Genomic DNA, 24,425 nt, shown 5'->3' on the forward strand with positions numbered 1-24,425 from the left:
GACGAAGCCATGAAGTCACCCACGCTCAAACAGTTGTCCGCCGCCGACCGTGAACGCCTGCTGAAGCTGGCCGAGGCGGTCAAGCCGCGGCGCGCCGCCGCCGTGCCGCCGCCGCTGGTGGCCGGGCCGCGCGGGGAGCGGGTGCCGCTGTCGTTTGCGCAGCAGCGCCTGTGGTTCCTGGCGCAGATGGAGGGCGGCAGCCAGGCCTACCACCTGGCGGTGGCACTGCGGCTGCGCGGCCGGCTGGAGAGGGAGGCGCTGAGCGCCGCGCTCGGCCGGCTGGTGGACCGCCACGAAAGCCTGCGCACCCGCTTCGAGCTGGACGGCGAGCAGCCGGTGCAGCGCATCGACCCGCCCGGCGGCGGCTTTGCACTGCACGAGCACGACCTGCGCGACCACCCGCAGCCCGAAGCGGAACTCGACCGCCTGCGCGCCGAGGAGGCCGCTGCGGCCTTCGACCTCGCGGCCGGTCCGCTGGTGCGTGGCCGCCTGGTGGTGCTGGCCGACAGCGAGCAGGTGCTGCTCGTGACGCTGCACCACATCGTGGCTGACGGCTGGTCGCTGGGCGTCTTCGTGCAGGAGCTGTGGACGCTGTACGAAGCCTTCCGCCAGGGCCGGCCCGACCCGCTGCCGCCGCTGCCGCTGCAGTACGCCGACCATGCCCTGTGGCAGCGCCGCTGGCTGGCAGGCGACACCCTGCAGGCCCAGGCCGCCTACTGGCGCGAGCGGCTGCAAGGCGCACCGGCCCTGCTGGAGCTGCCGACCGACCGGCCGCGCCCGGCCGAGCAGCGCTTCGAGGGCGCCAGCCTCGACTTCGTGCTCGACGAGCAGGACACCGCGGCCTTGAAGGCCCTGGCCCAGCGCCACGGCGTCACGCTGTTCATGGTGCTGCTGGCCGGCTGGGCGGTGCTGCTGGCGCGCCTGTCGGGGCAGGACGACGTGGTGGTCGGCACCCCGGTGGCCAACCGCCAGCGGGCCGAGGTGGAGGGCCTGGTCGGCCTCTTCGTCAACACCCTCGCGCTGCGGCTGGACCTGTCCGGCGCGCCGGCCACCGCCGAGCTGCTGCAACGCGTCAAGGCCCGCGCGCTGGAGGCGCAGCAGCACCAGCAGCTGCCGTTCGAGCAAGTGGTGGAGGCGGTGCGGCCGCCGCGCAGCCTGTCGCACTCGCCGCTGTTCCAGACCCTGTTCAGCTGGCAGGCCGGTGGCGCGGCCGCGGCATCCGGCATCACCTTGCCCGGGCTGCAGGTGCAGCCCTTGGCATCGCCGCAGCAGACGGCCCAGTTCGACCTCACGCTGACGCTGGCCGAGGCCGGGCCGCGGCTGGAAGGCAGCCTGGAATACGCCACCGCCTTGTTCGATGCCGCCACCGTGCAACGCCATGCCGGCTACCTGCGCCGCCTGCTGCAAGGCATGGCCGAGGACGACGGCCGGCCGGTGCACCGCCTGCCGCTGCTGGAGGCCGGCGAGCGACAGCGCCTGTTGCACGACTGGAACCCGCCGCCCGCGCCGGAGCCCGCGCACGCCTGCCTGCATGAGTGGGTGGAGGCACGCGCAGTGCAGGCGCCTGATGCAGTGGCGGTGGAGCAGGACGGCCGCTCGCTCTCCTATGCCGAGCTGAACGCCCGGGCCAACCGCCTGGCGCGCCACCTGGTGGCGCTGGGAGTCGGTGCCGACGCGTGCGTGGCGCTGTGCCTGGAGCGCAGCCCCGAGATGGTGGTGGCCTGCCTGGCCATTCTGAAGGCCGGTGCCGCCTATGTGCCGCTGGACCCGGCCGCGCCGCGCCAGCGCCTGGCCACGGTGCTGCAGGACTGCGCACCACGCGCGGTGCTGACCGATGGCCAGGCGGTCGAGCGGGTGGGCGCCGCGCTGGCCGACACCTCGCTCGACCCGCGGGTGATCGACGTGCCGGCCGAGGCCCACCGCTGGCAGGCCCTGCCGGCCGGCAACCTGGCGCGCAGCGAATCGGGCGCCGCGCCCGGGCGGCTGGCCTATGTCATCTATACCTCCGGCACCACCGGCGTGCCCAAGGGCGTGATGGTCGAGCACCAGGCGGTGTGCCGCCTGGTGGCGGGCTTCTGCGACCGCCATGGCGTGGGCGCAGGCGACCGGGTGCTGCAGTTCTCGTCGCCGGCCTTCGACGTCTGCGTCGAGGAGCTGTTCGCCAGCCTGGTGTCCGGCGCCACGCTGGTGCTGCGCACCGAGGCCTGGCTCGGCGGCGCGGCCGAGTTCTGGGCGGCCTGCACCCGCCACCGCATCACCCTGGCCGACCTGCCGGTGGCCTTCTGGAGCCGGCTGCTGCAGGACGAGCAGGCGGCCCCGCCGGCCTGCCTGCGCCAGCTGGTGGTGGGCGGCGAGGCAGTGAGCCGGCAGGCGCTGGCGGCCTGGATGGGCCGCGCCGAACCGCGGCCCCGCCTGTGCATTGCCTACGGCCCGACCGAGGCCACCGTCAATGCGACGATGCATGAGCCGGCCGCCGATGCGTCGGACTGGGCCTGCATCGGCCGCCCGCTGCCCCACACCCGGATCTACCTGCTGGATGCGCATGGTGAGCCGGTGCCCCCCGGCACGGTAGGCGAGATCCACATCGGCGGCGCACAGCTGGCGCGTGGCTACCTGCACCAGCCGGAGCTCACCCGTGAGCGTTTCCTGCCCGACCCGCATGCGGGCGAAGCCGGCGCCCGCATGTACAAGACCGGCGACCTGGCCCGCCACCGGGCCGACGGCAGCCTGGAGTTCGTCGGGCGCAACGACTTCCAAGTGAAGATCCGCGGCTTCCGGGTCGAGCTGCAGGAGATCGAAGCCCAGCTGGCCCGCCACCCCGCGGTGCGGGAGGCGGTGGTGCTGGCCCGGCGCGATGGCGGCGGCGAACCGCGGCTGGTGGCCTACTACACCGCCGCTGGCGAAGCGGTGGCGCCGCAGCAGCTGCGTGCCGCCCTGCAAGACACGCTGCCGGACTACATGGTGCCGGCCGCCTACGTCGCGCTGCCGGCGCTGCCGCTGTCGGCCGGCGGCAAGGTGGACCGCCAGGCGCTGCCGGTGCCCGAGCCGCAGGCCTGGGGCGTGCGCGCCGACGACCCGCCGGTGGGCGAGGTGGAAACCCGCCTGGCCCGCCTCTGGTGCGAGCTGCTGCAGCTGGAGCGGGTGGGCCGGCATGACAACTTCTTCGAGCTGGGCGGCCATTCGCTGCTGGCGGTGAGCCTGGTCGAGCGCATGCGGCGCGAGGGCCTGCACGCCGACGTGCGCCTGCTGTTCGCCAGCCCCACGCTGGCGGCCCTGGCCGCCGCGCTTGGCGAGCAAGGGCGGCCGGTGGTGGTGCCGCCCAACCGCATCCCGGCGGGCGCCCAGGACATCACCCCGGACATGCTGGCGCTGGTGCAGCTGACGCCGGCCGCCATCGAGGCGGTGGTGTCCAGCGTGCCGGGCGGTGCCGCCAATGTGCAGGACATCTACCCGCTGGCCCCGCTGCAGCAGGGCATCCTGTTCCACTACCTGATGTCGGAGCGGGGCGACCCCTACCTGCTCAACGCCCAGTACGCCTTCGACAGCCGGGCCCAGCTCGACCGCTACCTGCAGGCCCTGCGGCAGGTCATCGCGCGGCACGACATCCTGCGCACGGCGGTGTGGTGGGAGCGCCTGCCCGAGCCGGTGCAGGTGGTCTGGCGCGATGCACCGCTGGAGGTGGAGGAGGTCGAGATCGACCCGGCCGGCGCCGATGCAGCCACCCAGCTGCTGCAGCGCTTCGACCCCCGGCGCATGCGCCTGGACATCCGCCGTGCGCCGCTGATGAAGGTGCTGGTGGCGCACGACCCGGCCCACGGGCGCTGGCTGCTGCTGCTGATCGAGCACCACCTGCTGGGCGACCACGGCACGCTGGACGTGATGCAGCGCGAGATCCAGGCCTGCCTGCAGGGCGAGGCCGACCGGCTGCCCGCGCCGCTGCCCTTCCGCAACTTCGTCGCCCAGGCCCGGCTGGGCATGAGCGAGGCCGAGCACGAGCGCTTCTTCCGCGAGATGCTGGGCGACGTCGACAGCCCGACCGCACCCTACGGGCTCACCGACGTGCTGGGCGACGGCCTGGGCATCGTGCAGGCCCGCCAGCTGCTGGACGCCACGCTGGCAGCCCGGCTGCGCGAGCAGGCCCGGGCGCTGGGCGCCAGCCCGGCGGCGCTGTTCCATGTGGCCTATGCGCTGGTGCTGGCCCGCCTGTCGGGCCGCGACGACGTGGTGTTCGGCACCCTGCTGCTCGGCCGCCTCAGCGCCAGCGGGGAGGCCGACCGCATGCTGGGCCTGTTCATCAACACCCTGCCCATCCGCATCCGCCTGGGCGAGGCGGCTGTTGACGCCACCGTGCGCACCACCCAGCGCCTGCTGGCCGAGCTGATGCGGCACGAGCATGCGCCGCTGGCGCTGGCCCAGCGCTGCAGCGGCGTGGCGGCCCCGGCGCCGCTGTTCAGCGCCTTGCTGAACTACCGGCACAGCGTGGTGGAGGCCGGGGTGGAGGCTGAGCGCCAGGCGTCGGGCGGCATCGAATTCCTCGGCGGCGAGGAACGCAGCAACTATCCCTTCACCGTGGACGTGGACGACCTGGGCGAGGGCTTTGGCCTGACCGCCCAGTTGCCGGTCGGCTGCGATCCCGAGCGGGTCTGCGCGCTGCTGCAGGCGGCGGTGGGCCGCCTGGTCGACACCCTTGCCCAGGCGCCCGCGACCCCGGCAGCCGAGCTGGACGTGCTGCCGGCCGACGAACGCCACCGGCTGCTGCACGGCTGGAATGCGGACGCCGCCATGCCGTGGCCGCCGCAGTGCGTGCACGAGCTGTTCGAGGCCCAGGCGGCCCGCACGCCGGAGGCGGTCGCGCTGGTGCACGAGGGGCGGCAGCTGAGCTACCGCGAGCTGGACGCCCGGGCCGATGCGCTGGCCGCCCACCTGGGCCGGCTCGGTGTGGGCCCGCGGGCCCTGGTGGCGGTGTGCGCCGAACGCAATGTCGAGATGGTGGTGGCGGTGCTGGCCACCCTGAAGGCCGGCGCGGCCTACGTGCCGCTGGACCCGGCCTATCCGCCGCAGCGCCTGGCCTACATGCTGGAAGACGCCCGGCCGGCCGCGATGCTGCTGGCCGCCACGCTGCCGCCGGCCATGGACCGCCAGCTGCGCGACGCGCTGGCCCGCGGCCAGGCGGGCGCGGTGGTGGTCGACCTGCAGGCAGGCGGCTGGCCGGCGGCTGACGCGGCCCGCTGCGCCGTGCGCGCCCGGCCGTCCGACCTGGCCTATGTGATGTACACCTCCGGCTCCACCGGTGCGCCCAAGGGCGTGATGGTGGAGCACCGCAACGTCTGCAACTACATCACCGCGCTGGCCGCGCGCTGCGGGCTGGGGCCGCACGACCGGCTGCTGCAGTTCGCCTCGCTGAGCTTCGACGCCTCGGCCGAGGAGATCTTCGGTGCCCTGCTGTCCGGCGCCACCCTGCTGCTGCGCACCGACGCCTGGCTGGCCGACGCGCCGCAGTTCTGGCAGCTGTGCGAGGCGCACCGGGTGACGGTGCTCGACCTGCCGACCCGCTTCTGGCAGCAGATGAGCGAGGACCCGGCGCAGGCGCTGCCGCCCTGCGTGCGGCTGGTCATCATCGCCGGCGAGGCGGTCGAGCCGCGGGCCCTGCAGCGCTGGCTGGAGCGCGCCGGCCACCGGCCGCGACTGCTGAACGCCTACGGCCCGACCGAGACGACGATGATCGTCTGCGCCCACGAGCCCGAGCCGGGCGGCCCTGCGCCGCTGGCCATCGGCCGGCCGCTCGCCAACAACCGGCTCTACCTGCTCGACGGCCGCGGCCGGCCGGTGCCGGTGGGCGTGGCGGGCGAGATCCATGTGGGCGGGGCCCAGGTGGCGCGCGGCTACCTGGGGCGCGCCGCGCTCACCGCCGAGCGCTTCGTGCAGGACCCCTACAGCGCGGACGCCGGCGCCCGCATGTACCGCACCGGCGACCTGGGCCGCTGGCGGGCCGACGGCCTGCTGGAGTTCCTCGGCCGCAACGACGAGCAGGTCAAGATCCGCGGCTTCCGCATCGAGCCCGGCGAGGTCGAGGCCCGGCTGCTGCAGCACCCCGGCGTGGGCGAGGCGGTGGTGCTGGCGCGGCCGGACCGCCGCGGCGACATGGGGCTGGTGGCGTACTACACCGCCGCCTCGTCCGTGGCGCCCGCGGCCGCGGAGCTGCAGGCCCACCTGGCGGCAAGCCTGCCCGAGTACATGGTGCCGGCGGCCTTCGTGGCGCTGCCGGCGCTGCCGCTCGGCCCGAGCGGCAAGCTCGACCGCAAGGCCCTGCCCGAGCCCGGGGCCGATGCCTACGCCAGTGGGGAGCACGAGGCCCCGGCCAGCCCGCTGGAAGACACGCTCGCCCGGCTGTGGGCCGAGGTGCTCAAGGTCGAGCGGGTCGGCCGGCATGACGACTTCTTCCGCCTGGGCGGCCATTCGCTGCTGGCCATCAGCCTGGTGGAGCGGCTGCGCCGCGTCGGCCTGCAGACCGACGTGCGCACCCTGTTCACCGCGCCCACCGTGGCCGGCCTGGCCGCGGTGGTGGCCCGCGGGCAGGCGCCTGCGCCGGTGGCGGCCGCGCGCATTCCTGCGCACTGCAGCGAGATCGTCCCGGAGATGCTCGACCTGGTGGCCCTGTCGCCAGCCGAGATCGCCCGCGTGGTGGCGGCGGTGCCCGGCGGCGCCGCCAATGTGCAGGACATCTACCCCCTGGCGCCGCTGCAGGAAGGCATCCTCTTCCACCACCTGATGGATGGCGAAGGCGATGTCTACCTGACGCCGGTGGCCTTCAGCTTCGACCGGCGCGAGCGGCTCGACCGTTTCCTCACCGCCCTGCAATGGGTGGTGGACCGCCACGACATCCTGCGGACCGCCGTGCTGTGGGACGGGCTGCCCGAGCCGGTGCAGGTGGTGTGGCGGCGGGCGCCGCTGCGGGTGGCCGAGGTGGCGCTGGACGCCGCCGGCGGGGACGTGCTGGCCCAGCTGCAGGCGCGCTTCGATCCGCGCCGCCACCGCATCGACCTGCGGCGCGCCCCGATGATGGAGCTGGTGGTGGCGGCCGACCCGGCGCACGACCGCTGGCTGCTGCTGATGCTGGAGCACCACCTGCTGGGCGACCACACCACGCTGGAGGTGGTGCAGCAGGAGATCCAGGCCCACCTGCTCGGCTGTACGGCCGAGCTGCCGGCGCCGGTGCCGTTCCGCGATTTTGTCGTGCAGGCCCGCCAGGGCGTCCCGACCGAGGAGCACGAGGCCTTCTTCCGGCAGATGCTGCAGGGCGTGTCGGAGCCCACCGCGCCCTTCGACCTGGGCGAGCTGCCGGGCGCAGCCGATACGCTGGCCCAGGGCCGGTTGCCGCTGGACGGCGGGCTGGCGCTGCGCCTGCGGGCCGCGGCCCGGCAGCTGGGCTGCAGTGCCGCGAGCCTGTGCCACCTGGCCTGGGCGCTGGTGCTGGGCCGCCTGTCGGGCCGCGACGACGTGGTCTTTGGCACCGTGCTGTTCGGCCGGCTGCAGGGCGCGGCAGGGTCAGGCCAGGGCCTGGGCATGTTCATCAACACCCTGCCGCTGCGCCTGTCGCTGGGCGAGGCGGGCGCAGCCGACGCCGCCCGCCGCACCCATGCGTTGCTGACGCAGCTGCTGCGTCACGAGCATGCGCCGCTGGCCCTGGCGCAGCGCTGCAGCGGCATCGCGGCGCCGGCACCGCTGTTCACGACGCTGCTCAACTACCGCCATGGCGCCGTCGAGCCGGCGGCTGGCGAGGCAGCGGCCGAGCAGGCCTGGGCGGGTGTGGGTTTCCTCGGCGGCGAGGAGCGCACCCACTATCCGCTCACGCTGTCGGTGGACGACTTCGGCACGCTGGGCTTCGAGCTGACGGTGCAGGTCCGCCTGCCGCATGAGCCGCAGCGCCTGTGCGAGCAGATGCAGGCCGCACTCGGCAGCCTGGTGGCCGCGCTGGAGCAGGCGCCGGCCACGCCGCTGTCGCAGCTCGATGTGCTGCCCGCGGCTGAGCGGCAGGCGCTGCTGGTCGACTGGAACCGCACGGCGGTGCCGGTGCCGCACGACCGCTGCCTGCACGAGCTGATCGAATCTCGCGTGGCACGCACGCCGGATGCACCGGCGCTGGTGCAGGGCGACCAGGTGCTGAGCTATGCAGAGATGAATGCGGAGGCCAACCGGCTGGCGCGGCGGCTGCGGCAGCTGGGCGTGCTGCCGGATGCGCGGGTGGGCCTCTGCCTGCCGCGCGGGCCGCAGATGGCGGTGGCGGTGCTGGCGGTGCTGAAGGCCGGTGGCGCCTATGTGCCGCTGGACGCGAGCTACCCGCCGCAACGGCTGCAGCACATGCTGCAGGACAGCGCGCCGGTGGTGCTGCTGTGGCAGTGCGGCCTGCCGGACACGGTGGCCCGGGTGCTCAAGCAGGGGGCGCCCGGCGCCACGCTGCTGGCTCTCGACGCCGACCGAGGCCAATGGCAGGGCGAGCCCGCCGACAACCTGCCGCGCGAAACGGTGGGCCTGCAGCCGCATCACCTGGCCTATGTGGTCTACACCTCCGGCTCGACCGGGCTGCCCAAGGGGGTGGCCATCGAGCACCGCGGCACCTGCAACCTGGCGCACATCGCCGGCCTGGACATCGGGGCGGACAGCCGGGTGCTGCAGTTCGCCTCCTTCAGCTTCGATGCCTTTGCCTGGGAGCTGGTCACGAGCCTGAGCCAAGGGGCCAGCCTGCACTTTGCGCCGCCGGGCACGGTGCTGGCGGGCGAGGCGCTGCTGCAGGCGCTGCAGCAGGGCGGCATCAGCCATGTGACGCTGCCGCCGGCGGTGCTGGCAGGGCTGCCGGCCACGGCGACGCTGGCACCGGTGAGCACGCTGGTGCTGGCGGGCGAGGCGGCGTCGCCCGCGCTGGTGCAGCGCTGGGGCGAGGGCCGGCGGGTGATCAATGCCTACGGGCCGAGCGAGACCACGGTGTGCGCGACGATGCACCGGTGCGGAGGCCCGCTGCAGCACAGCGTGCCGATCGGCCGGCCGATCGCCAACACGCGCATCTACCTGCTGGATGGGCAAGGCCGGCCGGTGCCAGTGGGCGTAGCGGGCGAGATCCACATTGGCGGCGCGCAGCTGGCGCGGGGCTACCTGAACCGGCCGGAGCTGACGGCCGAGCGCTTCGTGAAGGACCCGTTCGTCGACGATCCGCAAGCGCGGATGTACAAGACGGGCGACCTGGGCCGGTGGCTGGCGGACGGGACGCTGGAGTTCCTGGGGCGCAACGACCACCAGGTGAAGCTGAGGGGCTTCCGCATCGAGCTGGGGGAGATCGAGGCGCGGCTGCTGCAGCACGGCGCGGTGCGCGAGGCGGTGGTGCTGGCGCGGGAGGACCAGCCGGGCGACAAGCGGCTGGTGGCCTATGTGACCTTGAGCAGCGAGGCCAGCGCCGAAGCGCTGAAGCAGCACCTGGCCGCCCAGCTGCCCGAGTACATGGTGCCGGCGGCCTATGTGGTGCTGCCGGAGCTGCCGCTGACGCCCAACGGCAAGCTCGACCGCCGTGCGCTGCCGCAGCCCGAGGGCGCGGCCTATGTGTCGCGCCGCTACGAGGCGCCGGTCGGCGAGGTGGAGGCGACGCTGGCGGGCCTGTGGGCCGAGCTGCTGAAGCTGGAGCGGGTGGGGCGGCACGACCACTTCTTCGAGCTGGGCGGGCATTCGCTGCTGGCGGTGCGGCTGCTGTCGCGGGTGCGGCTGGCGCTGTCGGTGGAGCTGGGGCTGGACGAGCTGTTTCGCCGAGCCACGCCGGCGGCGCTGGCGCAGGCGGTGCAGGGCGCGGTGCGCAGCGAGCTGCCGCCGATCGAGGCCGGGGCGGCGCAAGCAGGCGGGCCGGTGGCGCTGTCGTTTGCGCAGCAGCGGCTGTGGTTCCTGGCGCAGATGGAAGGGGCGAGCCGGGCCTACCACCTGCCGCTGGCCTTGAGGCTGGAAGGCGAGCTGGATCGCGGGGCGCTGCGGCGGGCGCTGGACCGCATCGTGGCGCGGCATGCGGCACTGCGCACGCGCTTCGTGGCGGGGGCGGACGGGCAGCCGGTGCAGGTGGTGGAGGCCGAGGACCGGGGCTGGCCGCTGCGCGAGCACGACCTGAGCGAGGCCCCCCACGCGGTGCAAGCGCTGGCGCAGGAAGAAGCGCAGCAGGACTTCGAGCTGGAGCGCGGGCCGCTGGTGCGGGGCCGGCTGGTGAAGCTGGGCGGGCAGGTGCATGTGCTGATGTTGACGCTGCACCACATCGTCACCGACGGCTGGTCGATGGGGGTGCTGCTGCACGAGCTGTCGGCGCTGTACGGGGCGTATGCGCGCGGCGAGGGGGACCCGCTGGCGGCCCTGCCGATCCAGTACGCCGACTACGCGCAATGGCAGCGGCGCTGGCTGGGTGGAGCGGTGCAGCAGGAGCAGCTGGCTTACTGGCGGCAGGCGCTGCAAGGTGCCCCGGCCTTGCTGGAGCTGCCCACCGACCGGCCGCGCCCCGCGCTGCAGGACCACCGTGGCGCCCAGCTGCCGCTGGCCCTCGACGCACCGCTCACGCAGGCGCTGCGGCAACTGGCCCGGCGCCAGGGCGCCACGCTGTTCAGCACCATGCTGGCTGCCTATGCGGTGCTGCTGAGCCGTTGGTCAGGGCAGTCGGAGGTGGTCATCGGCACCCCGGTGGCCAACCGTGGCCGGGCCGAGCTGGAGCCGCTGATCGGCTTTTTCGTCAACACCCTGGCGCTGCGGCTGGACCTGTCCGGTGCACCCACGGTCGGCGCGCTGCTGCAGCAGGCCCAGGCCCGCACGCTGCAGGCGCAGCAGCACCAGGACCTGCCCTTCGACCAGGTGGTGGAGGCCCTGCGGCCGCCGCGCAGCCTGGCGCACAGCCCGGTCTTCCAGGTGTCCTTCAACTGGCAGGCCGCCGAGCAGGGCAGCGGCGGCATCGACAGCCCGGCACTGCCCGGCCTGGCGGTGCAGCTGCTCGGCAACGCCAGCGCCAGCACGGCCTTCGACCTGACGCTGGACCTGGCCGAGACGGCCGACGGCGGCATCCACGGCGTGATCGAGTACGCCACCGCCTTGTTCGACGCCGCCAGCATCCAGGCGCTGGCCGAACGCCTGGCCTGCCTGCTGCAGGCCATGGTGGCCGACGAGGCCTGCACGGTGGACCGGCTGCCGCTGCTGCCGGCCGCCGAGCGGCGACAGCTGCTGCAGGAGTGGAACCAGACGCAGGCGGCCTATCCGAGGCAGCAGAGCCTGCACGGCCTCATCGAGGCGCAGGCGCGGCGCACGCCGCAGTCGGTGGCGCTGGTGCACGGCAGCCGATCGCTGAGCTACGCGGCGCTGGACGAGCAGTCGGGCCGGCTGGCCACGCAGCTGCGGCGGCTGGGCGTGCAGGCGGGCGAGCGGGTGGCGATCTGCGTGGAGCGGGGCGTGGAGATGGTGGTGGGGCTGCTGGCGGTGCTGAAGGCCGGGGCGGCCTATGTGCCGCTGGACCCGGCCTACCCGGCCGAGCGGCTGCAGTGGATGTGCGAGGACAGCCGGCCGCGGGTGCTGCTGACGCAGGCCACGGTGGCCGAGGGGCTGAGGCGGCAGGTGCAGGCGGTGCTGCCGCAGGACGCGACGGTGCTGGACCTGCAGGGGGATGCCGGGCGCTGGGCCGAAGCGCCGGTGCTGGTGGCCGGGCCGCTGGAGCCCGAGGCGCTGGCCTACGTGATCTACACCTCCGGCTCCACCGGGCGGCCCAAGGGCGTGATGGTGCGCCACCGCGGGGTGGTGAACCTGCTGTGGTCGATGCGCGAGGCGCTGCAGGTGCAGCAGCAGGACCGGGTGCTGGCGCTGACGACGCTGGCCTTCGACATCGCGGCGCTGGAGCTGTACCTGCCGCTGGTGAGCGGGGGGCGCTGCGTGGTGCTGGACAGCGCGCAGGCGGGCGACGCGCAGGCGCTGGCCGAGGTGGTGGAGCAGGCCGGGGTGACGCTGATGCAGGCGACGCCGGCGACCTGGCGGCTGCTGCTGGACAGCGGCTGGAGCGGGTCGGCGGGGTTGAAGGCGCTGTGCGGCGGCGAGGCGCTGGAGCGGGCCCTGGCGCAGCGGCTGCTGGCGCGGGTGGGGCAGCTGTGGAACGTGTACGGGCCGACGGAGACGACGATCTGGTCGACCGCGCAGCGGGTGCAGGCTGGCGGCGAGGGCGGGGTGCACGAGGCCATCGGGCGGCCGCTGGCGAACACGCAGGTGTATGTGCTGGACGGGCAGGGCGAGCCGGTGCCGCGGGGTGCCAGCGGCGAGCTGTACATCGGCGGCGACGGCGTGGCGCAGGGCTACTGGGGCCGGGAAGAGCTGACGCAGGAGCGCTTCGTGGCGGACCGCTTCGGCGGCGTGGCCGGGGCGAGGCTGTACCGCACCGGGGACCTGGTGCGCTGGCGTGCGGACGGGGTGCTGGAGTTCCTGGGGCGCAACGACCACCAGGTGAAGCTGCGGGGCTACCGCATCGAGCTGGGGGAGATCGAGGCGCGGCTGGCGCAGCACCCGGGCGTGAAGCAGGCGGTGGTGGTGGCGCGCGAGGACAGTCCCGGGGAGCGGCGGCTGGTGGCGTACCACACGGCGGCGGGGTCGCAGGCGGTGGCGGCGCAGGTGCTGCGGGAGCATGTGGCGGCGGCGCTGCCGGCGTACATGGTGCCGGCGGCGTATGTGGCGCTGGCGGTGCTGCCGCAGACGCCCAACGGCAAGCTGGACCGGCGTGCGCTGCCGGCGCCGGAGGGCGAGGCCTATGTGAGGCAGGCCTACGAGGCGCCGCAGGGCGAGCTGGAGCAGGCGCTGGCGGGCCTGTGGGCCGGGCTGCTGCAGCAGCCACGCATCGGCCGGCATGACAACTTCTTCGACCTCGGCGGGCATTCCCTGCTGAGCCTCAGGCTCATCAGCCTGCTGCAACACAACGGGTTCCATCTCACCGTGAACGACGTCTTCCAACATCCCAGCCTGGCCGCGCTGGCGGGCCACCTGGCCAACGCGGGCCGGCAGCCGGCGGCCACCGCGCGCAGCGTGGCGGTGCGTGCCGGCGGCACCGAGCGGCCGCTGTTCCTGGTGCACGAGGTGCACGGCCTGGCGCTCTATGCGTCGGCGCTGGCCGAGCATGTGGATGCGGCCATCCCCATCCATGCGCTGCCGGCCGTGGCGCCCGGCGAGGCGCCGCTGCACACCCTCGAGGGCATGGCCGCCCGCCTGGTGCGGCTGATGCGCGAGGTGCAGCCGAGCGGCCCCTACCGCATCGCCGGCTGGTCCTTCGGCGGCGTGCTGGCCTACGAGATGGCGGCCCAGCTGATCGGCGACGACCAGGCCGTCGAGTTCCTCGGGTTGATCGACAGCCACTGCCCCGCGCTGGAGGCCGCCGAAGTGCGCCGCCGCCCGTTCGCTGCCGCCTCACTGCAGCAAGAGCTGCTGGAGCGTTGCCGCGAGGAGCCGGGCGCCCGCGACCCGGCGCGCCTGCAGGCCCTGGAGCGCCTGCAGGCGCAGGCCGAGCCGCTGCCGTTCGAGCAGCTGCTGCACCACTGCGAGGAACTGGGCGTGCTGCCGCCCTACCTGGCCGGCCGCGGTGCCGCCGAGGCGCGGCACCACCTGGAGCGCCTGGCGGCGCACCAGCAGGCGCTGGCCGGCTACAGCGTCGAGCCGCTGCCGCTGCAGGTGCACCTGTTCGCCGCCGAGGATCGCAGCGACCTGCCGCCCGCGCTGGCCGAGGCGCCGGCCCTCGGCTGGACCCGGGTGCTGCGCGAGGCGCAGCTGCACCTCGTCGCCGTGCCGGGCAGCCATTTCACGATGATGCAGCCGCCGCACCTGGCGGCCCTGGGCCGGGCCCTGGCAGCGGCCCTGCCGGCCGGCGGGCGGCCGCCGCAGGCCCTGCCCGAGGCGGCCTATTCGCCGGCCCTGACGGTGCACACCGGCCGTCGCGGCCATGCGCCGCTGTTCTGCATCCCGGGGGCGGGTGACAACGTGGCCGGTTTCGCCTTCCTGGCTGGCGCGCTGGGCGACGCCTGGCCGGTGCACGGTCTGCAGCCGCGCGGCCTGGACGGCCTGCTGGTGCCGCATGCCACCGTCGAGGCCGCGGCGGCCTGCTGCCTGCGCGCGGTGGAGCGGCTGCGGCCGAGCGGCCCGCTGCACCTGCTGGGGCATTCCTTCGGCGGCTGGGTGGCCTTCGAGATGGCCCAGCGGCTGCAGGCGGCGGGGCGGCCGGTGGCGTCGCTGACCATCGTCGACAGCGAGGTGCCGGAGGGCCAGGGCACGGTGGGCCAGGAATACGACGGCGCCGGCGCGCTGCTGGAGATGGTGCGGGTGATGGAGATGGCGGCCGAGAAGCCGCTGGGCCTCGGTCGCGCCGAGCTGCAGGTGCTGGAGGACGAAGAGCGCCTGCGCCTGCTGCACGCCCGCATGGTGCGGGTGGGCCTGCTGCCCCGGCGGTCCACCGCCGACGCGCTGCGCGGGCCGGCACGCACCTTCGCGGCCGCGCTGCGCACCCGCTACCGGCCGCGCGGGCCGTATGACGGGCCGGTGCGCCTGGTGCTGGTGCAGGACGACCGCCAGGACGTGCTGGCCAACCAGCGCCGCCACCGCGAGGAGCTGGCTGGCTGGCGCCGCTGGGCGCCGGCGGCCAGCTACTGGCACGGGCCGGGCAATCACATGACGGTGCTCAAGTCCCCCCATGTCGAGGTGCTGTCCGCCTGGTGGCTGAGCGGCCTGCAGGCGGGTGCGATGGCAGAACGGAGCTGACGAACATGCAAGCTTTCTACGGTGCCCGCGGGTACAAGACCTTCTCTGCGCTGCTCGGCCTGCAAGCCGGCGTGTTCGGCTGCCTGTTGCTGGCCGGCGTGCTGGCGCGTCCGGCGGCGGGCGACGGCGCCTGGCTGCAGGCCGTGCCGGCCTGGCTGGCCGCCGCCCTGGTCGCGGCCTTCATGGTCAAGGTGTGGGGCAGCCTCTGCGAAGCCGCCTTCTGCCTGCACCTGCTGCCCTGGCCCGGCCTGCTGAAGTACCAGCTGCGTCCGCTGCTGCAGCTGGCGCCGGTGGCGCTGGTGGCCACCGGCGCGCTGTCGGCGGCCGGTGCGGCGGCCTGGCTGGTGCGCACGCCCGGCATCGTGGTGGGGCTGCTCGGCTTGCTGTCGAGCCTGCTGTGCCTGCTGCAGGTGCGCATGGTGGCCGCCCAGGTGGGCCACCACGAGGCCTTGAAGCGGCAGGAGCTGCAGCGCCTGCGCCTGCGCGACGGCGAGGCCGCCACGCAGCGGCTGGCCGACAGCCTGGCCGCGGCACAGGGCGTGCTCAGCGCCAACCCCTTCCAGATGCGCCGCGGCACGCTGCTGGCCGACCTGCCCTCGCCGGCCTGGCACGAGCGGGCCGGATTCGCCTGGGCAGCGGCCTTCGAGCAAGCCTACGAGGCCATCCGCGAGGAGGCGCTGCGGGTGTGCCGCCAGCCGCGGCTCGATCCCTATGCCTACCCCGGCGCGGTGGACGGGCAGTGGAACGTGTTCTGGCTGGTGCGTGACGACCAGGTGGTGGAGGAAGCCGAGCGCCAGTGCCCCGCCACGCTGGCCGCGCTGCGCCAGGTGCCGGGCTTTCCCTGCTTCCGCGAGGCGCACTTCTCGATCCTGCAGCCGCACAGCCGCATCCTGCCGCACTGCGACGAGTCCAACACCTGGGTGACGGCCCACCTGGGCCTGCAGATCCCGCCCGACTGCGGCCTGCGCGTGGGCCGCGAGACACGGCAGTGGAAGGAGGGCGAGTTCCTGTTCTTCGACACCTCCTACCAGCACGAGGCCTGGAACGACAGCGACACGCCCCGGGTGGTGCTGCTGTTCGACTTCCTGCACCCCGGCCTGAGCGAGACCGAGCGCGAGTTCTTCATCAAGACCAACTCGCCCGACCTGGGCACCGATCAAGCGCCCGCCCACGACCCGCAGCTGCCCGGCCGGGAAGCCGCGCAGGGCACCTGAGGCACGGCGAAAGAAGGATTCATGTTGGAAGCAAGGCAAGGAGCGCCCGCAGCGCCGGGCGGCATGTACGAGGCGGCCGCGGTGGCGGGCGTGGACCCCGGTGCGCCGGTGCCGCTCGCCGAGCCGCCGCTGGCCGGCCTGGGGCGGCCGTTCTGGCTGCTGTGGGTGGGCGAGAGCATCACCTCGCTGGGCACCCACCTGGTGCAGTTCGCGCTGGGTGTCTGGATCTACCAGCACACCGGCTCGGTGTTGAGCTTTGCCGGCTCGCTGGTGGCCAGCCTGCTGCCCACGGTGCTGGTGATGCCGGTGGCCGCCAGCCTGGTGGACCGTCTGGAGCGCCGCCGCGTGATCGTGGTGGCCGACTGCGTGGCCGCCTGCATGACGCTGCTGATGATCTACCTGCTGTGGCGTGGCCAGTTGCAGGTGGTGCACCTGTATGCCTTCGCCGCGGTGGCCTCGGTGACCAACGCCTTCCAGGAGCCGGCCTACCAGGCCTCGGTGGCGGGCCTGTTGCGCGAAGACCAGCTGACGCGCGCCACCGGCACCATGGGCATCAGCACCACCACGCTGGGCATCGTCGCGCCGACGCTGGCCGGCGCGCTGCTCGCGGTGCTCGGCCTGCCAGGGTTGATGTTGCTGGACCTGGCGGCCTTTGTGGTCGGCTCCACCTTCATCTGGCGCGCATTTGCGCTGGCCCGCGTGCCGCAGCAGGAGCGCGGCGCGGCGAGCGGCCTGAAGGCGGCGGTGCGCGATTCCTTCCGCAACCTGGCCGACACCCGGCGCTTCTTCGCCGGCTCGCCCGCGCTGAGCTGCCTGCTGCTGTATTCGGTGGCACAGACGGTGATGCTGGCCCTCGCCTCGGTCATGGCCATGCCGCTGATCCTGTCCAACCACTCGGTCCAATCGCTGGGCGGGGTGCTGACGGCGGGTGCGGCCGGCGCGCTCACCGGCAGCCTGCTGATGGCCCTGCTCGACAACCCGCGCCACCGCATCGGCGTGATCCTGCTGTGCGACACGGTGCTGGCCGCCTGCATCGCAGCCTTCGGCCTGGTGGACGGGGTGGTGGCCTATGGGGTGCTCGAGTTCGTGGCCTGCGCGGCCGGCGCCATCGTCGCCAGCTGCAGCTATGCGCTGTGGATGGGCAAGGTGCCGGCCACCCGCCACGGCAGCGTGCTGGTGCTGGTGGGCACGCTGGCGGCGGCCGGCACCTCGGTGGTGACCCTCACGGCCGCGTCGCTGGCCGAAGCCGTGCTGAAGCCGGCCCTCGCCGAGGGCGGCTGGGCGCAGGCGGTGGCGCCGTGGCTGGGGGTGCAGCAGGGCAACGAGATCGCCTTGCTGTTCGTGCTGGCCGGCGGGCTGGGCCTGCTGGTCGCCTTGGGCGGTTTTGCCTGCAAGCCGCTGCGCAGCTTGCGGTGAATGGGCGCCGGCCGCCTGGCGGCCGGCCGAGCTTGACAGTCTTGGAAGGGGCAGATCGATGAGCAAAGAGTTGAAGGACAAGGTCTTGCAGTTGTTCCGCAACATCGACGCATGCGCTTGGTCTCGGCTGGACGAGTCCTTTCATGCCGATGTGGAGTACCAGCGGCCCGGCTATGCGCCGATCAGGGGGCTGCCGGAGCTGCTCAGGTTCTATCGGGAGGTGCGTGTCATCGGCGCAGGCCAGCACGTCGTCGAGTCGGTCTTCTACGGCCCCGAGGGCGGCGCCTGCAGCGCGACCGGCTCCTTCCGTGGCGTGGACCGGCAGGGGCGGGCGCTCAGCGTGCGCTTCTGCGACACCTACTTCTTCCAGGACGACAAGATCATCCGGCGGGAGACCTTCTTCAACGCACCCGCGGTCTAGCGCGGGCAACGAGGACATCCACATGTTCCGGTGCAGTTCGAGCTTCCAGGCGCCGACGGGCCTGCGCCCTTACCCGCTGGTGTGGAGGTGCTTCGCTCCGGCGCTGTCGCCGGGCCTGGCGGCGGTTTCGCTGCCGGCCCTGCGCCGGCGCCGGCGCTCGGTGCCGCTGCCGGCCTCCGCCAGCGTGCCGATGGCGGCCCGCCGCCGGCTGGCCAACCACGCGTTCTCGCCGCAGATCCTGGCGCAACTGAAGGTGCTCTCGCAAAGCGACAACTGGCACGGCCTGCTGGCGGTGCTGGCCGACTACCTGGTGATCGCACTGGCCGTGGCCGCCGGGCAGCTGGTGAACTGGCTGTACCCGCTGGCCGTGCTGGTGATCGGCGCGCGCCAGCGCGCCCTGGCCTCCATCCTCCACGATGCGGCCCACGGCCGGGCCGCGCGGCACCGCTGGCTGAACCGGCTGCTGGGCAGCCAGCTGTCGGGCTACCTGATCCTGCAGGCCTTCGCGCCCTACCGGCAGTCGCACGTGATCTACCACCACGGCCACCTGGGCGACGAGCGGCTGGACCCCGACTACCGGCTCTACATCGAGGACGGCCTGTACCACGGCATGACCCGCTCGCGCTTCTTCTGGCGCGAGGTGCTGGCCACGGCGCTGCTGCTGCGGGCGCCGGCCTACCTGGCCTACCTGGTGCGGCACCGCTCGGCCATGCTGCTCAGGCACAAGACCGAATTCGCCAGCATGGCGCTGCTGTGGGGCGCCATCCTGCTCGCGGTGGACCAGGTCGACGGCTGGAGCCTGCTGCTGCTGTACTGGGTGGTGCCCTTCCTGACCAGCTTCCTGGTGATCGGCCGCTTCATCGAGATCGCCGAGCACTACCCGCTGCTGGGCCAGGGCAATCCCGGCACCATCCTGCACGGCGCGCGCAACCGCTTCAGCCACCGGCTGGAGGCGTGGTTCTTCAGCCTGCACAGCGAGCACCTGCACCTGGTGCATCACCTGCGGCCGGACATTCCGTTCTGGAACGTCGGCAAGGCGCACCAGGTGATGCTGCAGGACCCGGAGTACGCGCGCGTCAACCGCGAGTTCGGCGGCATCTTCCTCTCCAGCAACGACAGGCCGGCCCTGGTGCCGGCCCTGCTGCGCGGCGGCATCGCCCTGCCGGGCGACGCGCCGTCCCCGTCGGCCCCGGCCGGCCTCTCCATCGACCCCTTGAACGGGGTCGCCTCTCACCACCCAATACCCGACCCCTCGCTGGGTCCGGGCAGGAGCACCTCATGAAGGCAGGCGACACCTCTCACCTCCCGACCTATCGTTCTGCCGCGCAGCGGCCGATGAACAGCCTGCAGCTGGCCTGGGCCATCTTCACCGAGCCCGCCGCGGCGTTCGACGCCCTCGAGCGCCAGCCCCGCTTCTGGTTTGCGCTGCTGGTGCCGGCGGCGCTCAGCGTGGCGGTCTTTCTCTGGTACTTCGGCGTGGTCGATTTCCCGTGGCTGACCGAGCAGATGCTCAGCGCCCACCCGAAGTTCGACGAGATGTCCGAGGCCGACAAGCGCGACGCGGCGCAGCTGTTCACCCGCGAGGTGATGCTGTGGTCCAGCGTCGCCTCGCTGGGCCTGGGCGTGCCGCTGCTGCGGGTGCTGGAGGCGGCCTACTACTCGCTGGCCGGCAAGCTCACCAATGTGCAGCATTCCTTCCGCCACTGGCTGGCGCTGGCGGCGTGGAGCAGCTTCCCGGCGGTGCTGATCAGCGTCGCCATGGTGCTGCCGCTGCTGCTCACCGACAACGGCCAGGTCACGATGGAAGGGCTCAACCCGCTGTCGCTGAACGAGCTGCTGTTCAACGTGCCGCGCAGCAGCGAGTGGCACACCCTGCTGACCACGCTGACCGTGCTGCATCCGTGGATGTGGTGGCTGGGCGTGCGCGCGGTGCAGGCCTGGAGCGGTCGCGGCGCGGGCTTCAGCAGTGCCTTCGCGCTGGCGCCGGTGGTCGCCGTCTACGGCGCGTGGACCCTCTTCATCCTGCTGTAGGCCCCGATGAACAAAAGGCAGTTGGTATTCGTGGGCGTGGCGCTGCTGGCGGCGGCCGGGCTCGCCTTCAAGATCAGCCGCGCCGAATCGGCCAAGGAGGTGGAGGCCGAAGCCGCGGTGCACCGCGTGCTGACGCCCACCATCCTGGCCTCCGGCTCGCTGACCTATGAAAGCCAGGTCACCCTGGTGTCCGAGATCGTCGGCCGGGTGCAGGAGGTCCTGGTGGAGGACGGCGACCAGGTCAAGCGCGGCCAGGTGCTGTTGCGGCTCGACCCGGAAGCCTCGCTGGCCGAGCTGGCGCAGCTGGAGGCCAACCGCCGCCAGGCGGCGCTGAACATCCAGCGGCAGCAGGTGCGGCGCGAGTCGACGCTGGCCAAGTGGAGGCGCTACGAGGCGCTGCGTGCCCAAGGCATGGTCGAGGCCATCAAGTTCGACGAGCTGGTCACCGAGAAGGACGTGGCCGAGGTCGAGCTGCAGACCAGCCGCGAGGCGCTGCGCCAGGCCGAGGCCGAGCTGCAGCAGGCGCGCGAGCGCCATGCCAAGACGGTGATCCGTGCGCCGATGGACGGCAAGGTCACCGCGGTCTATGTCAAGGCCGGCGAGACTGCGGTGCCGAGCGCCGCCAGCATCGCCGGCTCCAGCCTGATGGTGATCGGCGACACCGGCAGCCTGTATGCGGAAGTCAACATCGACGAGAGCGACATCGCCAAGATCGCGGTCGGGCAGCAGGCGCGCATCGTGCCGGCCGCCTTCCCGGACAAGTCGCTGTCCGGCAAGGTCGACCGCATCGCGCTGGCGCCCCGGCAGAACGGCCAGCAGGGCGCACCGGCGCAGGGCGTGAGCGGGCAGAGCAAGAACTACCCGGTGAAGGTGCGGCTGGAGGCGGCGGCCGGCTCGCTGTTCCATCCCGGCATGAGCTGCCGTGCCGAGATTTCCACCGCGGCCGCCAATGGCCAGAAGCGCCTCGCGGTGCCGGTGCAGGCGGTGGTCTACGAGCACAGCGGCGGCGACGAGTCGCAGGCCAAGGCCAGCGTGCTGGTGATGAAGGATGGCCGCGCCAGCAAGCGCCCGGTCGAGACCGGCGTGGCGGACGACCTGCACATCGAGGTCGTCAAGGGCCTGGCCGAAGGCGAGCAGGTGATCGTCGGCCCGGCCAAGACCCTGCGCTTCCTGCGCGACGGCGAACGGGTGGCGAGCCGCTCGGCGCCTGCGCCTACCCCGGCGCCTGCGGCATCGCAGGCCGAACCGAAGGAGCCGGCCCGGTCATGATCGAGCTGTCCAACATCAGCAAGACCTACTGGCTGGGCAACGAGCCCTATGCCGCGCTGGACCGGCTGGCGCTGCAGGTCGGCCGCAACGAGATGGTCGCGCTGACCGGGGCGTCCGGCTCCGGCAAGTCCACCCTGATGAACATCCTTGGCTGCCTGGACACGCCCACCGAGGGCAGCTACCGGCTCGACGGGCAGGAGGTGGCGGCGCTGGACGAAGACCAGCTGGCAGCGGTGCGCAACCGCAAGATCGGCTTCGTGTTCCAGAACTTCCACCTGGTGCCGCGGGTGCCGGCCTGGGCCAATGTGGCGCAGCCGCTGATCTACCGTGGCGTGGCGCCGGCCGAGCGGCGGCGCCGGGCCGAGGCGGCGTTGCAGCGGGTGGGGCTGGGCGCGCGCCTGAACCACAAGCCCAACGAGCTGTCCGGCGGGCAGCGGCAGCGGGTGGCCATCGCCCGCGCGCTGGTGGGCCGGCCCGAGCTGCTGCTGGCCGACGAGCCCACCGGCAACCTCGACAGCCGCACGGCCGACGAGATCATGGCCCTGCTCAAGGCGCTGCATGCCGAGGGGCTGACGCTGGTCATCGTGACGCACGAGCCCGACATTGCCGCGCAATGCCGCCGCGTGGTGCGCCTGCAGGACGGCCACATCGTCGATGACCGCCACCAGCTGCCGTCGGGTGCCGCGGAGGCGGCCCGATGAGCGCCACATCCGCCGGCCTGCCGGCCACCGGCGCCGTCCCGGCCGAGGACGACGCGCCCGACCGGTTGCGCTCCACCTGGTATGCGGTGCAAGAGTGCCTGCGCTCGGCGCTGGACAGCATCCGCTCGCATCCGATGCGCAGCTTCCTCACCATGCTGGGCATCATCATCGGCGTGGCCTCGGTCATCTGCGTGGTGGGCCTGGTGCAGGGGCTGGCGCAGTCGCTCTCACGCGAATTCCAGGGCCTGGGCGGCAACACCCTGACGCTGCGCGCCGAAACCCCGCTGGAGGAGGCCCTGCGCGGCCGCGAGAACCGCCTCAAGACCACCGACCTGGAACAGCTGCGCCACCGCATCGACGGCATCCGCCACATCACCCCGGTGGTGCTGGCGGGCGGGCGCTACGGCGGCGAGGTGCGCAACGGCCCGCATGTGGCCACCGGGCAGATGTTCGGCACCACCTCGCGCTACCAGGACGTGCAGCAGACCTACCCGCGCCACGGCCGCTTCCTGACCGACAGCGACGACGCCAGCCGGCGCCGTGTCGTGGTGCTGGGCGAGCAGCTGCGCCGCGACCTGAAGCTGCCGGCCAACCCGGTGGGCCGCTTCATCCAGATCTCGGGCGAGTGGTTCCGGGTGGTGGGCAGCATGGAGCCGCGCGGCGAGATGTTCGGCATGAGCCAGGACAACTACCTGGTCATGCCCTACCGCACCGCGCTGGCGGTGACCGGCGCCGGCGTGGAGCCGGACCTGTGGATCAGCTTTGCCGTTGACGATCCGGCCGAGGTTGACAACATCAAGGCGAAGGTGCGCCTGCTGGTGCGCCGGCTGCACAAGCTGCAGCCGGGGCAGGCGGACGATTTCGTGGTGGAGTCCTCAGACGCGCTGGCCAAGTCCTTCAACGAGATCTCGACCATCGTGACCCTGGTGGTGGCCGGCATCGTCGGCGTGTCGCTGCTGGTGGGCGGCGTCGGCATCATGAACATCATGCTGGTGTCGGTCACCGAGCGCACCCGCGAGATTGGCATCGCCAAGGCACTGGGCGCGCCGTCGCACTTCATCCTGATGCAGTTCCTGATCGAGGCGGTGCTGCTGGCGCTGGCCGGCGGGTTGATCGGCATCGCGGTCGGCTTCCTGCTCAGCCTGGGCATCGCCCAGCTGATTCCCAACTTCCCCTCGCCCACCATGCCCTGGGGGGCGGTATTCGGCGCCTGCGCCTTCTCGGCGCTGGTCGGCATCACCTTCGGCATCCTGCCGGCCCGCAACGCGGCCAACCTGGTGCCGGTCGAGGCCTTGCGATACGAATGAACCGGCAGGGCCGGATGCGGCCCGCACACCCAACATCCGAGGACAGCTTGTCATGCAACGCACCACCCGCCTGCTGAAGCAACCCAACGTGCTGGCAGAGCACGACCCCGTGGTCCAGCCCATCTACCAGTCGAGCGTGTTCCGCATGCCCGACCACCGGGTGGCCGCCGCCACCGAGCATGCGGTGCATCCGCGCGCCTACTACACCCGCTGGGGCAACCCGACGGTGGCCTACCTCGAGAACCAGGTGTCCACCCTGGTCGGCACCGAAGCGAGCCTCATCTTCCCGTCCGGCATGTCGGCCATCACCACCACGCTGCTGGCCCTGCTGTCGCCCGGCGACACCGCGGCGGTCTCCTCGCGCGTGTATGGCGACACCACCCGGTTCTTCCTGGAGGAGCTGGGCCGCTGGGGGGTGAAGACCCGGTTGTTCGACCCCGCCGCACCGGACACCCTGCGGCCGCTGCTGCAGGACGGTGCGCGGCTGGTGTACTACGAGACGCTGAGCAACCCGGAGCTGCGGGTGGCCGATGTCGACGGCATCCGCCGCGCCTGCCAGGCGCACGGCGCCACCAGCGTCTGCGACAGCACCTTCTCGCCACCCGGCGTGCTGCGCGAGGGCGTGGTGCCGGCGGACCTGGTCATCCACAGCATGACCAAGTACATGAGCGGGCACTTCGCCGCCTTTGGCGGCTCGCTGAGTGGCCCGCAGGCCCTGGTCGATCGCATCTGGCACCAGCAGGCGCTGCTGGGCGGCTGCCTCGACCCGCAGGCCGCGTGGCAGATCTCACAAGGGCTGAAGACGCTGGAGCTGCGGGTGGCACGGCAGAGCGCCACGGCCCGGCTGCTGGCCGAGCAGCTGCAGGGCCATCCGGAGGTCGAGGCGGTGCTGTACCCCGGGCTCGGTGCGTCGCCGGCCGTGCCCTGGCTGGCCAGCGGCGGCGGCGTGCTGGCCATGGCGCTGAAGGCCGGCGAGGCGGCCGCCGTGCGGGTGGCCGAGCGCACCCGGGTGTTCGGCCTGTCGGTGAGCCTGGGCGGGGTCAACAGCTGCATCGAGCATGCGGAGTCGATGTCGCACTCGATGCTGCAGGCCATGGACGGGCAGGTGCTGGCCGCGGCGGGCGCCGCCCGCCCGGCGGCCGGGTTGCTGCGCCTGGCGGTGGGGGTGGAGGACCCGCAGGACCTGCTGCAGGACCTGCTGCAGGCCCTGGCCGCCTGACACGGCCCACCTGCCCGCGGCGGCCCGCTGTCGTGGGCGGCCGCGTGGCCCGGTGCATCCGGTGGGATG

At 73.1% G+C, this 24,425-nt stretch carries 10 protein-coding genes; all 10 read left to right on the top strand.

Features of this window, described 5'->3' with window-relative positions:
* Window positions 1–9 precede the first annotated feature (9 nt).
* From N7L95_RS26845 to N7L95_RS26890, 10 genes are read left to right on the top strand one after another with little or no spacing between them, the layout of a single operon-like run.
* A complete protein-coding gene (locus N7L95_RS26845; protein ID WP_301260691.1) occupies window positions 10–14,778 on the top strand; it encodes a non-ribosomal peptide synthetase in 14,769 nt (4,922 codons plus the stop codon).
* 5 nt (window positions 14,779–14,783) lie between these two features.
* A complete protein-coding gene (locus tag N7L95_RS26850; RefSeq protein ID WP_301260692.1) occupies window positions 14,784–15,992 on the top strand; it encodes an aspartyl/asparaginyl beta-hydroxylase domain-containing protein in 1,209 nt (402 codons plus the stop codon).
* 21 nt (window positions 15,993–16,013) lie between these two features.
* On the top strand, window positions 16,014–17,408 hold the full coding sequence (locus N7L95_RS26855) for an MFS transporter (protein ID WP_301260693.1): 1,395 nt from the start codon (window positions 16,014–16,016) through the stop codon (window positions 17,406–17,408).
* A gap of 58 nt (window positions 17,409–17,466) precedes the next feature.
* Complete coding sequence (locus N7L95_RS26860; protein ID WP_301260694.1) at window positions 17,467–17,829, top strand: nuclear transport factor 2 family protein; 363 nt, start codon at window positions 17,467–17,469, stop codon at window positions 17,827–17,829.
* A 22-nt stretch (window positions 17,830–17,851) separates the two neighbouring features.
* Window positions 17,852–19,111: a fatty acid desaturase family protein gene (locus N7L95_RS26865; protein ID WP_301260695.1), complete on the top strand. Its 1,260-nt coding sequence runs from the start codon at window positions 17,852–17,854 to the stop codon at window positions 19,109–19,111.
* Window positions 19,108–19,860, top strand: a complete 753-nt coding sequence (locus N7L95_RS26870; RefSeq protein WP_301260696.1) for a YIP1 family protein — start codon at window positions 19,108–19,110, stop codon at window positions 19,858–19,860. Before N7L95_RS26865 ends, N7L95_RS26870 begins: the two co-directional genes overlap by 4 nt.
* A gap of 6 nt (window positions 19,861–19,866) precedes the next feature.
* Window positions 19,867–21,129, top strand: a complete 1,263-nt coding sequence (locus N7L95_RS26875) for an efflux RND transporter periplasmic adaptor subunit (protein WP_301260697.1) — start codon at window positions 19,867–19,869, stop codon at window positions 21,127–21,129.
* The gene (locus N7L95_RS26880) at window positions 21,126–21,830 is read left to right on the top strand and encodes an ABC transporter ATP-binding protein (RefSeq protein ID WP_301260698.1); all 705 of its coding nucleotides are present in this window, start codon (window positions 21,126–21,128) and stop codon (window positions 21,828–21,830) included. Before N7L95_RS26875 ends, N7L95_RS26880 begins: the two co-directional genes overlap by 4 nt.
* Window positions 21,827–23,137 (top strand): ABC transporter permease, encoded by a 1,311-nt coding sequence (locus N7L95_RS26885; protein ID WP_301260699.1) that lies wholly within the window; start codon window positions 21,827–21,829, stop codon window positions 23,135–23,137. Before N7L95_RS26880 ends, N7L95_RS26885 begins: the two co-directional genes overlap by 4 nt.
* 52 nt (window positions 23,138–23,189) lie before the next feature.
* On the top strand, window positions 23,190–24,356 hold the full coding sequence (locus N7L95_RS26890) for a trans-sulfuration enzyme family protein (protein WP_301260700.1): 1,167 nt from the start codon (window positions 23,190–23,192) through the stop codon (window positions 24,354–24,356).
* Window positions 24,357–24,425 lie beyond the last annotated feature (69 nt).

It is taken from the genome of Eleftheria terrae (genome assembly GCF_030419005.1).
Classification (GTDB): Bacteria; Pseudomonadota; Gammaproteobacteria; order Burkholderiales; family Burkholderiaceae_C; genus Caldimonas; species Caldimonas terrae.

Bases quoted from the DNA above. Each gene is read 5' to 3' on its own strand.
- N7L95_RS26845 (WP_301260691.1), top strand. From the start codon at position 10: ATGAAGTCACCCACGCTCAAACAGTTGTCCGCCGCCGACCGTGAACGC.
- N7L95_RS26850 (WP_301260692.1), top strand. From the start codon at position 14,784: ATGCAAGCTTTCTACGGTGCCCGCGGGTACAAGACCTTCTCTGCGCTG.
- N7L95_RS26855 (WP_301260693.1), top strand. From the start codon at position 16,014: ATGTTGGAAGCAAGGCAAGGAGCGCCCGCAGCGCCGGGCGGCATGTAC.
- N7L95_RS26860 (WP_301260694.1), top strand. From the start codon at position 17,467: ATGAGCAAAGAGTTGAAGGACAAGGTCTTGCAGTTGTTCCGCAACATC.
- N7L95_RS26865 (WP_301260695.1), top strand. From the start codon at position 17,852: ATGTTCCGGTGCAGTTCGAGCTTCCAGGCGCCGACGGGCCTGCGCCCT.
- N7L95_RS26870 (WP_301260696.1), top strand. From the start codon at position 19,108: ATGAAGGCAGGCGACACCTCTCACCTCCCGACCTATCGTTCTGCCGCG.
- N7L95_RS26875 (WP_301260697.1), top strand. From the start codon at position 19,867: ATGAACAAAAGGCAGTTGGTATTCGTGGGCGTGGCGCTGCTGGCGGCG.
- N7L95_RS26880 (WP_301260698.1), top strand. From the start codon at position 21,126: ATGATCGAGCTGTCCAACATCAGCAAGACCTACTGGCTGGGCAACGAG.
- N7L95_RS26885 (WP_301260699.1), top strand. From the start codon at position 21,827: ATGAGCGCCACATCCGCCGGCCTGCCGGCCACCGGCGCCGTCCCGGCC.
- N7L95_RS26890 (WP_301260700.1), top strand. From the start codon at position 23,190: ATGCAACGCACCACCCGCCTGCTGAAGCAACCCAACGTGCTGGCAGAG.